The sequence below is a fragment of the Variovorax sp. LG9.2 genome, assembly GCF_035018885.1.
Taxonomy (GTDB): Bacteria; Pseudomonadota; Gammaproteobacteria; order Burkholderiales; family Burkholderiaceae_C; genus Variovorax.
Genome location: NZ_JASJXB010000020.1, coordinates 1 through 12,368 on the forward strand (window position 1 = coordinate 1; position 12,368 = coordinate 12,368).

At 64.5% G+C, this 12,368-nt stretch carries 14 protein-coding genes; 11 read left to right on the forward strand and 3 right to left on the reverse strand.

Annotation, left to right across the window (positions count from 1 at the left end; translation table 11 throughout):
• The first annotated feature begins 279 nt into the window (after positions 1-279).
• The 4 genes from QN413_RS18615 to QN413_RS18630 all read left to right on the forward strand — a co-directional run bounded on the left by QN413_RS18615 (position 280) and on the right by QN413_RS18630 (position 3,078).
• Positions 280-1,176 carry a 2-dehydro-3-deoxygalactonokinase gene (locus tag QN413_RS18615; RefSeq protein WP_323498059.1) on the forward strand — a complete coding sequence of 299 codons (897 nt, stop codon included), beginning with the start codon at positions 280-282 and terminating at the stop codon, positions 1,174-1,176.
• 32 nt (positions 1,177-1,208) lie between these two features.
• Positions 1,209-1,856 (forward strand): 2-dehydro-3-deoxy-6-phosphogalactonate aldolase, encoded by a 648-nt coding sequence (locus QN413_RS18620; RefSeq protein ID WP_323498060.1) that lies wholly within the window; start codon positions 1,209-1,211, stop codon positions 1,854-1,856.
• The gene (locus QN413_RS18625; protein ID WP_323498061.1) at positions 1,856-2,656 is read left to right on the forward strand and encodes an aldolase; all 801 of its coding nucleotides are present in this window, start codon (positions 1,856-1,858) and stop codon (positions 2,654-2,656) included. The genes QN413_RS18620 and QN413_RS18625 overlap by 1 nt, the downstream gene beginning before the upstream one ends.
• Positions 2,657-2,763: 107 nt before the next feature.
• A complete protein-coding gene (locus QN413_RS18630; RefSeq protein ID WP_323498062.1) occupies positions 2,764-3,078 on the forward strand; it encodes a hypothetical protein in 315 nt (104 codons plus the stop codon).
• 50 nt (positions 3,079-3,128) lie between these two features.
• Here the strand turns inward: QN413_RS18630 and QN413_RS18635 are convergent, their stop codons facing one another.
• The 3 genes from QN413_RS18635 to QN413_RS18645 form a co-directional block, all read right to left on the reverse strand.
• Complete coding sequence (locus tag QN413_RS18635; protein WP_323498063.1) at positions 3,129-4,538, reverse strand: MATE family efflux transporter; 1,410 nt, start codon at positions 4,536-4,538, stop codon at positions 3,129-3,131.
• A gap of 10 nt (positions 4,539-4,548) precedes the next feature.
• Positions 4,549-5,883 carry an MFS transporter gene (locus QN413_RS18640; protein ID WP_323498064.1) on the reverse strand — a complete coding sequence of 445 codons (1,335 nt, stop codon included), beginning with the start codon at positions 5,881-5,883 and terminating at the stop codon, positions 4,549-4,551.
• Between the two features lie 75 nt (positions 5,884-5,958).
• Entirely contained in the window at positions 5,959-6,432 is a 474-nt protein-coding gene (locus QN413_RS18645; protein WP_323498065.1) for a MarR family winged helix-turn-helix transcriptional regulator, read from the reverse strand.
• A gap of 53 nt (positions 6,433-6,485) precedes the next feature.
• Here QN413_RS18645 and QN413_RS18650 point away from each other — a divergent pair, with 53 nt between their 5' ends.
• From QN413_RS18650 to QN413_RS18680, 7 genes are all read left to right on the forward strand, one after another.
• On the forward strand, positions 6,486-7,028 hold the full coding sequence (locus tag QN413_RS18650; protein ID WP_323498066.1) for a PaaI family thioesterase: 543 nt from the start codon (positions 6,486-6,488) through the stop codon (positions 7,026-7,028).
• Positions 7,029-7,079: 51 nt separating this feature from the next.
• Positions 7,080-7,529 (forward strand): lactoylglutathione lyase, encoded by a 450-nt coding sequence (gloA, locus tag QN413_RS18655; protein ID WP_323498067.1) that lies wholly within the window; start codon positions 7,080-7,082, stop codon positions 7,527-7,529.
• A 66-nt stretch (positions 7,530-7,595) separates the two neighbouring features.
• A complete protein-coding gene (locus tag QN413_RS18660; RefSeq protein ID WP_323498068.1) occupies positions 7,596-8,333 on the forward strand; it encodes a type IV toxin-antitoxin system AbiEi family antitoxin domain-containing protein in 738 nt (245 codons plus the stop codon).
• Positions 8,330-9,244 (forward strand): nucleotidyl transferase AbiEii/AbiGii toxin family protein, encoded by a 915-nt coding sequence (locus QN413_RS18665; protein ID WP_323498069.1) that lies wholly within the window; start codon positions 8,330-8,332, stop codon positions 9,242-9,244. The genes QN413_RS18660 and QN413_RS18665 overlap by 4 nt, the downstream gene beginning before the upstream one ends.
• A gap of 80 nt (positions 9,245-9,324) precedes the next feature.
• Positions 9,325-9,456, forward strand: a complete 132-nt coding sequence (locus QN413_RS18670; RefSeq protein ID WP_323498070.1) for an RHS repeat domain-containing protein — start codon at positions 9,325-9,327, stop codon at positions 9,454-9,456.
• A 128-nt stretch (positions 9,457-9,584) separates the two neighbouring features.
• Positions 9,585-10,625 carry a LysM domain-containing protein gene (locus QN413_RS18675; protein WP_323498071.1) on the forward strand — a complete coding sequence of 347 codons (1,041 nt, stop codon included), beginning with the start codon at positions 9,585-9,587 and terminating at the stop codon, positions 10,623-10,625.
• Positions 10,616-12,364, forward strand: a complete 1,749-nt coding sequence (locus tag QN413_RS18680; protein WP_323498072.1) for a hypothetical protein — start codon at positions 10,616-10,618, stop codon at positions 12,362-12,364. The genes QN413_RS18675 and QN413_RS18680 overlap by 10 nt, the downstream gene beginning before the upstream one ends.
• Positions 12,365-12,368: the final 4 nt, after the last annotated feature.

A 12,368-nucleotide genomic window follows, 5' to 3' on the forward strand; every position in this document is an offset into this window, starting at 1 on the left:
GGCGGTGGTGGCTACGGTGGCGGTGGTGGCGGTGGCCGTTCGTTCGGCCGCTGATCGCGGACCGCATCAGGAACAGATCGGCAATCGATCGACAAAAAAGGGCGCTACGGCGCCCTTTTTTTCTGTGCGCCACGCTTAGAACGGCGGGCCCGAGTTGCTGCCTTGAAAATACCCGTGAAACGAATTTCCGAAAATGACGGCAAGGCCGAATTGAGGCGCACAGTTTTACGGTTTCTGGCCGGGCAGCGCCTGGGTCCAACTGACGAGAGAATCTGAACAATGAATCTGATCGCAATCGATTGGGGCACGAGCTCGTTGCGCGGCGCGCTGCTCGACCCGAAGGGCCACGTACTTGAAGAAAAGAGCCACGCGCGCGGCATCCTTACGGTGCCGCCCGGTGAATTCAAGAGCGTGTTCGACTCGCTCTTCGGCGAATGGATGCAACCGCTAGGTTCGCGCTGCCTCATCTCCGGCATGGCCGGCAGCAAGCAGGGCTGGATCGAGGCACCCTACTGCGCCTGCCCGGCGGGGATGGAGGAACTCGGCAACCGCATCGTCGACATCGAGGCCAGCGCCAACCGAACGATTTCGATGGTGCCCGGCCTCCGCGACGAACACGACGGCGTGCCGGACGTGATGCGCGGCGAAGAAGTGCAGATCTTCGGCGCGATGGCGTTGACAGGCCGCGATGAAGGCGTCTTCGTGCTGCCTGGCACGCACAACAAATGGGTCACCGTGCGCAAGGGTCGCATCGCTGGTTTTCGCACCTTCATGACCGGCGAGTTCTATGCGCTGCTGAGCCAGCATTCGATCCTGGCGCGCATGCTCGACGTCACTGCACCGCTCGACGAAGCCGCTTTCCTGCAGGGCGTGACGCAGACCGACAACGGTCAGGGCGTGCTGCACAACGCGTTCGGTGCGCGCTCGCTTCCCCTGTTCGACCGCATGCCCAAAGCCGAAGTGGCGAGCTATCTTTCAGGCTTGCTGATCGGCGAAGAGCTGCGCACGCAGTCGCTTCATGGCATCGGCGAAGTGGTGCTCATCGGCTCGCCCACCCTGACCGAACGCTATGCGCTGGCGCTGCGAACGATCGGCGTCGCAACCCACATGCTGGGCGCAGAGGCGACGTGGGCCGGGCTGCATGCGTTGTCGGCCTATCAGCGCACGGTGGCCTGAGCTGCCACGTCACGGTCCAACTTACCCATCACATGATCACCTTGACCCCACTCGAAAAGTTCAGCGCCGCAGCGAGCCAACTTCCACTTGTAGCCATCCTGCGCGGCCTGTCGCCCGGGGAAGCGAATGCCGTTGGCGATGCCATCGTCGAGCCCGGCTTCAGGCTGCTCGAAGTGCCGCTCAATTCACCGCGACCGTACGAGAGCATCGCGCTGTTGCGCGCGCGCTTTCCGCAGGCACTTGTGGGCGCGGGCACGGTGCTTTCCGTGGCCCAGGTTCATCAGGTGCGCGAAGCCGGCGGCGAGCTGATCGTCTCGCCCAACTTCAACGCCGAAGTCGTCGCCGAGGCCGCACGCCTCGGCATGGTCTGCCTGCCGGGCGTGATGACGCCGACCGAGGCTTTCGGGGCGCTGGCCGCAGGTGCGACCGGGCTGAAGCTGTTCCCGGCCGAGCTGGCGTCCCCCGCCGTCGTCAAGGCTCTGCTGGCGGTGCTGCCATCTGGCACGCCGCTGATGCCGGTGGGCGGCATCACGCCGAGCAACATGACGGAATGGCGGGCCGCAGGCGCGACCGGTTTCGGCATCGGCTCGTCGTTGTACAAGCCCGGCAAAGAAGCGTCGGCGGTGCGCGACACAGCCATGGCTTTCGTCGCTGCTTACAACGGCGTGGTGCGCGCGTGATGAGCGCCTTGCCTTCAGCCTTTGCGCCATCCGCCGAGGCCGACTACGCCAGCCCGGCAGTGCGCCAGCTGCGCGACGATCTCGCGCTCGCTTTGCGAGCCGCCGCCCACCACGACTTGTCCGAAGGCGTCTGCAATCACTTCAGCGTGCTGCTGCCCGGCGCGCAAGACCGCTACCTCATCAACCCGCGTGGGCTGCACTGGAGCGAGATTGGCGCCGACGACATCGTATTGATCGACGTGCGGGGCAACGTGCTGGCCGGGCGACATCGGGTGGAGCCGACCGCCCTCTTCATCCACGGCGCGGTGCATCGCATCGCCGGCCATGCCGTGGTGCTGCACTGCCATATGCCTTACGCGACGGCGCTCACGCTGACCGCAGACCGCGCGCTCGATCCGACGCTGAGCCAGAACGCAATGCGCTTCATGGACCGCATCGCGATCGACGGCCACTACAACGGCCTCGCGCTCGACGATGCAGAAGGCGAACGCATCGCGCATGCGATGGCGGGCAAGGACGTGGCCTTTCTGGCGAATCACGGCGTGATCGTCGCCGGCGCCTCCGTCGCGCACGCGTACGACGACCTGTACTACCTCGAGCGCGCGTGCCTGCACCAGGTCATTGCGCAATCGACCGGCCGGCCACTGGCGCCGGTCGATGCACGGCTGGCGGCGAAGGTCGCGGCGCAGGTGCAAAGCGAACGCGAACAGTCGGACCTGTTCTTCGACGCGCTGCGACGGATGCTGCCCGCGCCCGCTTCGGCGTTTGCACCGCTGACTGCAGGCAAACACCGAGGCTGAACGGCCACTGACGGCTTACAGTTATTCATGACACTTCGCGTGCGGCTTACAAAGACTTCACATCGGCCGGCGACGATAGTGACTCTTATCACTCCATCGGAGTTGCCATGAAAAAGCTCTCTTTCGTCATTGCCGCAGCGGCCCTTCTGTCGCTCGGTGCCATCGGCACCGCAGCACAGGCGCAGCCGTTCGGTGGCCACACCATCCAGGCGCAGGTCTACGTCGTGCCCCCTCCGCCACCGCCCGGCTACTACCATCGCCCGCCGCCGCGTTATTACAACGCGCCGAACCATTACCGCCATAACGATCGTCGTTGGGAAGATCGCCGCCGCTGGGATCATCGCCGCGGGCGCTGGGACAACGACCGTGACGGCGTGCCCAATCGCTACGACCGCGCGCCGAACAATCCTTATCGTCGTTGAGTCGACCGCCCAAGCGGCAAAGTGGCAAAGTGGCGAGACGGCCTAGTGGATCAGGCCTGCCGCAGCCGCCGGAGCAATCCGGCCGTACTGCGCGGCCAGCCGACCCGGCCGAACCAGGCGCCGCCAGCAATGGCCGACGCGATGACGATGCCGTAGACCACCATCGCAACGCCCTGCATCGTGAAAACCTGAACAAGCTGGCCGCCCCATCGCAGCGCCAGCCAGCCACCGATGCCCGCGACAGCGAGCCGCGCCAGGTTGCCGATCACCGGCCACAACAAGCGACCCGCGCCCTGCGACGCGAAGTACAGCACCAGACCTACGCCGAAGAAGCCGTACATCGGGCCCGCCGCGCGCAGGTACTGCGAACCGGTTTCCAGCATTGCCGGATCGTTCCCGAACAGGCCGAGCCATTCGCGCGGAAAGATCGCCGCCGCGATGCCGACGACTTCGGTCAGCGCGAACGCCATCGCCGCACCGGTCCACGCAGCGCGCATGGCGCGCTCGCGCTGACCCGCGCCGATGCAGGTACCGACCATCGCGACCAGCGGCGCGCCGAGGCCGAACACCAGCGGCACCAGCAAATATTCGAGCCGTGAAGCGGTACCGTATCCGGCGATGGCACCGGAGCCGAAGTGACCCGACAACGCGGTCGCGATGCCGATCGACAGATTGGTCGCCACGGTCGAGATCGAGCCGACCAAGCCGATGACCAGGATGTCGCGAAACAGAGTCCAACGCAGCTTGACGCCAGCGATCTTGGGTTTCAGCAAGCTACGGTTCGATCGCAGGTACAGGAGCAGCGCGATGGTGCCACCCAGGTAATACAGCAGCAAGGCGATCGCGCCACCGGCAATGCCCATGCCCGGAATCGGACCCCATCCGAAGATCAGCAAGGGCGACACCGGGATCAAGAAGACCACGCCCACGACCGTCACGTTGGCTGGCACCGCCATGTTGCCGGTGCCGCGAATCACTGCCGCGAGCGAGTTGAACATCCACACCAGGATCGCACCGGCGAAGACCCAGTGCGAGTACGTCAGCGCCGCTTCGAGCGCCGCGCCGCTTCCGCCCATCAGCGCATACAACCAGCGCCCGCCCAGCAACAACACGGCTGAAAACGCAACACCGAAACCGAGCGCGATCACGCCGGCATGCACCACCAGTGCGTCGGCATCGCCACGACGACCCGCACCGAGCGCGCGAGCGATAGACGAAGCGATGCCGCCGCCCATCGCGCCTGCCGACGTCATCTGCATCAGCATGACGATGGGGAACACCAGCGCCATGCCGGCCAAGGCGTCGAGTCCGAGCTTGCCGACGAAGTAGGTTTCGATGAGGCCGACGGCGGCCTGCGCCACCATCACGACGATATTGGGTGCGGCGAGTCGCAGGAGCGTCGGGACGATCGGTGCTTCGAGCAGGAGACGGGTGCGCGAGTCGATGGTGATCGCCGTCATTTCATCTCTCTCAAGCGCGCGCAACGCTGGTCGGCGCGGCGGGTCGTTTGACTGGCGCTGCCGCAGCAGGGCCTGCAGGACGCTTGATCAGCAGCACCAGCACCGCGGCCAGCAGGCACGCAGCGCCAGCCGCATACAGAGCCGGGCTGTAGGTCAACAGCAAGGTGCGCGCGAAGCCAGCGCCATAGGCCGCCGTAGCGGCCCCAAGCTGATGCGCTGCGAAGATCCAGCCGAACACCAGACCGACCTTTTGCGGGCCGAAGGTGACGCCGGCGAGCTTGACCGTCGGCGGTACGGTCGCTATCCAGTCGAGCCCGTAAAACATCGCGAACAGGCCGAGGCCGTAGATCGTGAACTCGGAATGCGGCAGCCAGAACAGTGACAGGCCACGTAGGCCGTAGTACCAGAAGAGCAGCTTGCGGTTGTCGTAGCGATCGGACAGCCAGCCCGACATGATGGTGCCGACGAAGTCGAACGCGCCCATCATCGCCAGCACCGAAGCAGCAGGTATGGCGCCCATGCCGTTGTCGCCGCAGAGCGAAATAAAGTGGGTCTGCACCAGCCCGTTGGTGCTCAGCCCGCAGATGAAGAAGGTGCCGGCGAGGATCCAGAACGTCTTGTTGGACGAGGCTTCACGCAGCGTGATGAACGGCGTGCGCCAGTTCATGACCATCGCGGGCGGCGGCGGCGGTGCTGCGCCTGCCGCGGCGGGCGTCTGGCCGTAGGGCAGCAGGCCGATATCGGACGGCCGGTTGCGCACGAAGAGCAAACACAGCAACGCGATCACGATGGCGCCGAAGAACACCGGCACGGTGGCGGAACGCCAGCCCCAGTGTTCGATCATCCATGCTGCCACCGGCAAGAAAGCCAGTTGCCCCGTCGCCGAACTGGCCGTCAACATGCCGATGACCAGCCCGCGTCGCCCGACGAACCAGCGGTTGGCCACCACCGCGCCGAGCACCAGCGCCGTCATGCCGGTACCGATGCCGAGCATCAGGCTCCAGACGATGAAGAGTTGCCAGAGCTGCGATGCCAGCGTGACCAGCGCCATGCCCGAGCCGACCAGCGCCAGCCCGACGCACATCACCGCGCGCAGGCCGTAGCGCTCCATCAACACCGCCGCGAACGGCCCCATGAGTCCGAACAGCGCGAAGCGCAATGCCAGCGCCGACGACACCTGCTCGGTGCTCCAGCCGAACTCCTTGCCGAGCGGTTGCATCATCGCGCCCGGCAGGCCGAGCGCCGCCGACATCATCAGCATCGTCAGGAAGGTGACAGCGGCAATGATCCAGCCGTAATGGATGCCACGGCGCTGCAGCCATGCGGAGAACTGGGGAGCGAACATGCGACCTCTGCGACTAAAAAATGGGATCTAAAAGACGGGACGAGAACGTGAGCAGGAGCGAAAGCTGTACGAGCGTCAGCTCTCTTGCGCAGCTACGGCCACCGCATCGGCACCGAGCAACTCGAGCGAGTCGTCGACCAGCTGATGCAATGCCAGCACGCGATCCGCACCCAGGATTCGGTTGAGGTCGAGCTGTGCGCTGCGCCACAGGCGTTGCGCTTCGACGCGCTTGACACGGCCTGCATCGGTGATGGTGATGAGCCGACTCCGCGCATCCACGCCCTCGCATTGCGTGAGATAGCCGGCCACCAGCAGCGGCTTGAGATTGCGGGTGAGGGTCGAAGCCTCGACGTTCATAGCGCGCGCCAGATCGATGGGGCGCAACGGGCCCAACTTGATGACATGCGACAACAGTGAATACTGCGAAGTCTTGAGCCCGCACTCAGTCAGCGCGCCGTCGTAATGCCGTGAAACCACCCGGCCCAGGCTGCGCAGCTTGAAGTTGGTACAGCCCTGGGGCTCGATTCGTGTCGCGGTGGCAGCTTTCATGCGCGTCTATTGTATCTACAATAGTTGCACCTACAACTATCTGAGGAAATCCCGTGTCTGAGAACAACCAGCTCGAAGCCTGGATCGCGAGAGAAACCGAAGTAAACGCGCTGCTGCACGCCGGTCCCGGACCAGGCGTTGCGCGACCGGAAGACATCGAAGGCCTGACCGGTCTCGAAGTAATGCAGGCCATGATGGATGGCAAGATTCCCTATGCCGCGATTGCCAGGACACTGAACTTCACCGTCGTCGAAATCAGCACCGGCGTGGCGATCTTCCAGGGCGAGCCGCTGGCCGAGCACCTGAATCCACTTGGCACCATTCACGGTGGCTGGGCCGCCACGATGCTCGACTCGGCATTGGGTTGCTCGGTCCATACGATGATGCCGCCGGGCCGTGGCTACACGACGGCCGAACTCGGCGTCAACTACGTCAAGGCCCTCACGCCCAAAGTGCAACGCGTGCGCGCCATCGGCAAGGTGATCCATTGCGGTCGCCAACTGGCCACAGCTGAAGCAAGGCTCGTCGGACCCGACGGCACGCTCTACGCCCACGCCACCACGACCTGCCTGGTGTTCGAACTCCCCAAGCGCTAAAAGGCGCGGCGCGCCAAAATCGGGGTTTCCACGACGACAAGAAATCCCAAAATGAAATTGCTTCACACGATGCTACGCGTCGGCAACCTGCAGCGTTCGATCGACTTCTACACGAAGGTGCTAGGCATGAACCTGCTGCGCACGTCCGAGAACCCCGAATACAAATACAGCCTGGCCTTCATCGGCTATGGCGAAGGAAATCCGGCGCAGGCCGAGATCGAACTGACCTACAACTGGGGCACCGAAAGCTACGACCTCGGCAGCGCCTACGGCCACATCGCCCTCGGCGTGCCTGATGCCTACGCGGCCTGCGACAAGATCAAGGCGGCTGGCGGCAACGTGTCGCGCGAGGCAGGCCCGGTCAAGGGCGGCAGCACGGTCATCGCCTTCGTGACGGATCCTGACGGCTACAAGATCGAATTAATACAACAAAAATCAACAGCTTACGAAGACAGACGCCACTCAGACGCCACAAGGGCAGATCCCCTGCGCGGCGCGTAACAGATTGGCAAAAACCCGTACAAGCGAACTTTGCCACTTGCTTGAATTAGTGATAAAAAACGTAGCATGGCTACGACAGAACGAACAAAACTAAAGACTCTCCACGCTCACTGGCCACCAGGAACGCCGTTGACATCGCAGGATCTGGCCGCGCGGGGCATCTCCGCCGACCTGGCTGTGCACTATGCACGCGCCGGCTGGCTCACTCGCCTGGCGCGCGGGGTGTACTGCCGCCCGAACGACGTGCTGGACCTGCAACCCTGCCTGCTCTTGCTGGAGCGAGTCGTCGATGGGCTGCACGTCGGCGGCAAGTCGTCGCTCGACTGGTACGGGGTACGGCATTACGTGTCGCAGCAACCCGTCCTGCAACTCTACGGCTGGACTGCGGCCAAGCTGCCCGACTGGTTCACCGAACGCTTCCCGGCCGAATACCACCGCAAGCGCCTGTTCGACGAGTCACCAAGCGCTCCGTTGCATGCTGGCCCGTTCGAGAAGCTCAGCGGCGCGCCGCGGGTTTCGGCTCCCGAACGCGGATTGCTGGAAGTGCTCAGCGAGGTCGGCGTGCGACAGCCGCTGCAAGAAGCGCGTGAGCTGGCAGAGAGTGCGTACAGCCTGCGGGCCGAGGTGCTGCGCGAACTGCTGCAACGCTGCACCAGCGTCAAGACCGTGCGCTTGTGCCTGCAGATCGGACGCGAACTCTCCCTGCCCTGGACTGCGAAGCTGGACCCCGCGCAACTGCCCACCGGCAGCGCGAGGGCCTGGGTGTCCCGGTCGGTGAATGGGCTCCTGGTGCTCAAACCATGAACCAGACCTACCTCGACACCGCCCGCCTGCTGACACAGATCGCGCCCTTCGTCTTCGCGGACGGCACCTTCGCACTCAAGGGCGGCACGGCAATCAATCTGTTCATTCGAGACATGCCACGGCTGTCTGTCGATCTGGATCTGGTCTTCCCCGACCACAGCCTGCCCCGCGACGCAGCACTCATCCGCATCAACGACGCCATCCGGCAATCCGCAGAGCGCCTGAACGCCCAAGGTTTTCAGACGCACACGCTGGCAACGCCCGATGCCGGCGAAACCAAACTGCTGGTACGACGTGGGAAGATCGAGGTCAAGGTCGAAGTGAACTTCGTGATGCGGGGCACCGTCCAGCCTGTGCGCACTGCGGCCTTGACGCCTGCGGCCCGCGACACCTTGCTGGCTGAGTTAGAGATCCCGGTGGTGTCGCTGGAGGATGTGTACGGCGGCAAGCTCGTCGCAGCCATGGATCGCCAGCATCCCCGCGACCTGTTCGACGTGATGCAGTTGTTCTCGCATGAAGGCATCACCCCAGGCATCCGGCGCGCCTTCGTGGTCTACCTCGCCAGTCACAACCGACCGGTCCACGAAGTCTTGTTCCCGGCCATGCGCGATATCGGCCAGGAGTATGAGCGCAACTTCAGGGGCATGACCACCGAGCCAGTGGAACTGGATGCGCTCCTCGCCGCGCGCGAGCGCTTGGTTCAGGAGCTGCACCGCGGCCTCGATGCGGATGAGCGCCGCTTTTTGGTGTCACTCGTCAACGGTCAGCCCGAATGGCGGTTGCTGGGCGTCGCGCATGCTGAGCATCTGCCGAGCATTCGATGGAAGCTGCAGAACCTGGCCCAACTGAAACACAAGAGCCCGGCAAAATTTGTCGAACAAGCCGACTTGTTGGCACAGCGTCTGGGATAAACCCACGAGACGGCCGCGTGAACGCCTGTGCATCGACAGCTTCTCCCCGTAGCAGTCCGTCCGCGTAGCGTCCCGAAAGATTGCCGCGGTACAACGCGGCCGGCCAGCTGCTGGCGATCACCGATCCGGGCACCGGCACGCTGACCACGTATGCCTACGACCTGGCCCGCCGTCACATCCGCGAGAAGACCGTGGAGAACGGTGTGGGCTAACAGGACAACCTGCACAGGACGCGGCCGGCACCCTGGGGGCCAACGGCCACGCCCTCGCCTACGATCTAGCGGGCAACCGCACCAGCGATGTCAGCGCCGCAGGCAGCGAGAGCTACAGCTACGACGCCATGGAGCGCCTGGCCGGCAGCACGCACGACGGTGCGGCCGTGGACCGGCGTCTGTATGACGGGGCCAGTCGCGTCATCGCCAGCGGTGCGGTCAGCGGCCTGACGGTCGACAGCGCCAATCCCGCGGTGGACGGGCGCACCAGCCAGTACGACGCCAACGGGCGCCTGGTGCACCAGAACATCTTCGCCGGCGGGGTCTGGAAGACGGCCGTCGACTACAACCAGTACGACGCTGCGGGCAACCTGCTGGGCTACCTGAGTGCGGACGTGGGCTCGGTGACCATGGCCAGCACCCTCAACACGCTGGAGCGCGCCGAGGGCTACCGCCAGCGCCTGAGCATGACGGCCTCGCACGTGGTGGCCGGACCGGGTGCCGGCGGTGCCGGCCAGATCGGGGGCGTGGCCTATGGCTACGACGCCAACGGGGCGCTGAACTTCGTGGGGGACGCCGGGCAGATCAGTCAGCCGACCTTGCGCACGCACCGCTTCGTGAACGATGCCAACGGTACGGCGCTGTACGCCTACTACGCCAACGAGAACACCCCCGGCGAGCAGGCTTTCGTGCAGAGGCAGCTGATCGTCAACGGCGAGGTGCTGGGGCGCTACGGGGCCACCGCGGACCACAGCTACGACGGCACGGTGTTCGCCCAGATGGGGACATTTTTCAAGTCAGACAGCCAGTTCAGTTTCGGGTACCAGCCGATCGATGGCAACTACCCTGCGGGCAGTCCGGGCACCTATGCGGTGGCCGCGGGCGACACGCTGCAGACGATTGCCAAGGGGGCCTATGGGGATGCGAACCTCTGGTACCTGATTGCGGACGCCAACGGGTTGTCGAGCAACGGGGACTTGAGGGCCGGGCAGGTGCTGACGATTCCGGCGCATGTGGGGAGTGCGAACAGCGCCAACACCTTCAGGCCTTACGACCCGTCGAAGATCACGGGGAATACGAGTCCGACGCTGATGGCGCAGCCAGGGGGCAGGACAAGGGGTGCGGGGCCATCGGCGCGATCATCGTCGTCATCATTGCCGTGGTGGTGACCGTGATCACCGAGGGCGCGACATCGGAGTTGCTGGCCGAGTCGATCATGTCGAGTGCCGGGTCGATGTCGGCAGCAGAGTTCGCCACTGCAGCGGCGGTGTCCAACGTGGCCGCCGGTGTAGCGGGTGCTGTGGCAGGCAGCATCGCAAGTCAGGCGGTGGGCGTGGCCATCGGTGCGCAGGATTCGTTCAGCTGGAAGGGTGTGGCATTGGCGGCGGTCAGTGGCGGTGTGAGCAGCGGCTTGGGCAGTTGGGCACCTTTGGGGAGCGAGGCGACCGTGGGCAATGCGATCGTTCGCTCTGCCGTGGGCAGTTCGCTCACGCAGGGCATCGCTGTGGCGACCGGGTTGCAGTCGAGCTTCAATTGGAGAAGCGTGGCGGCGAGTGCTGTCGGAGCAGGGGTCGGGAGTGCGGTGGGCGGGGCACTGGGCAATGCCAATGCGTTCAACGACCTGGGCGCGATGGGTCAGCGCTTCGCCATCGGGGCGGTGAGCGGCTTGGCGGGGGGTGCCACGGTGGCGGTGATGCGGGGGGGACGCGTGAGTGCAACACAGATTGCTGCGGACGCCTTTGGCAATGCATTGGGCGGCAGCCTCGCAGGGGCCAACGGACAGCAAGCCCAGGGCGTCGGGCCTTGGTCGGATGCGGACTACCGCAACGGCTCGGATATTCAGGACGACAACTACAACCCGGCGTACGAAAGCAGCTATCGCAATGGGTCTGACCTTCAGAGCGACAACGTCTACTACGACCGCATGACGCATCGGGCGTTGGCCAGCGGCGGGCCGACCATCAGCGATTCGGCAACCAATGCCGAGGTCATGGCGTACAACATGCGCCAGCGCGAGTATGGGCCTGATTGGAAGATGACGCCTGTCGCAGACACGGGAGCAGTCAAGCCCGCCATTGACGACGATCGCGATCCGACCAGCAAGAACTATCGCAATGAAATGGATCGGGCGAGTGATGCCGCCAAGAAGCCCACGGTGATCGACAGTACCAAGCAGGTGTACACGCTGGAAAACTTGGCGGGCATGCCGAGTTGGAAAATCCAAGGCGCAGGCGACCCCGAACTCGCTTCGGCCATGACCAAGATGCAGGGCGAGCGCGACAAGGCAACGGGTGAATGGATCCCTTACGACCAAAGCAAAACGGGTGATGTCTTGGCAACGGTTGTGCGGGTGCGCGGCATCGACGCAGATCGAGCTGCGAGTGACTACCAGACCATGTTGGACCTTCGCAACGATGCAGAAAGAGCTGCCTTGGCGGCAGGGCAAAAAACTGGTTCCTTCGATGAACTGAACAAAAACGAGCACCGCGTCCCCCTTCTGTCCATGAGCGCTGCCAACGGCCTTCCCGACAACAGCGCGCACATGGCCTCCATCGAGCAGTTGCGCTTCGGCAAGATGGTGGGCGATGCGCTGGGTGGGTTAGATCCGGTCTTCGGCGCCTTGCTCAGCCCGACGGGCGGCATACCCGGTGCGGGCAATGTGCGAGTCACCTCCGCATCGGCCCTCGCTGCCGCGGGTGGCATCGAAGTGGTGACCAACCACGGCATTGCGCACGACGCTGCGGGCTACCTGCTCAATTACCAGGGCATGGGCCCTGGCTACCAGTACGTGCCGGGCAACTCGGGCTTGTTCTTCTCCACCAAGAATCCGTTGGGCGGGCAAGTCTCCGGCTTGACGCTGTATAACAATGTGCGCCTGTACGGCACGCCTACGGCGCCAGGAAGGTGAGCAC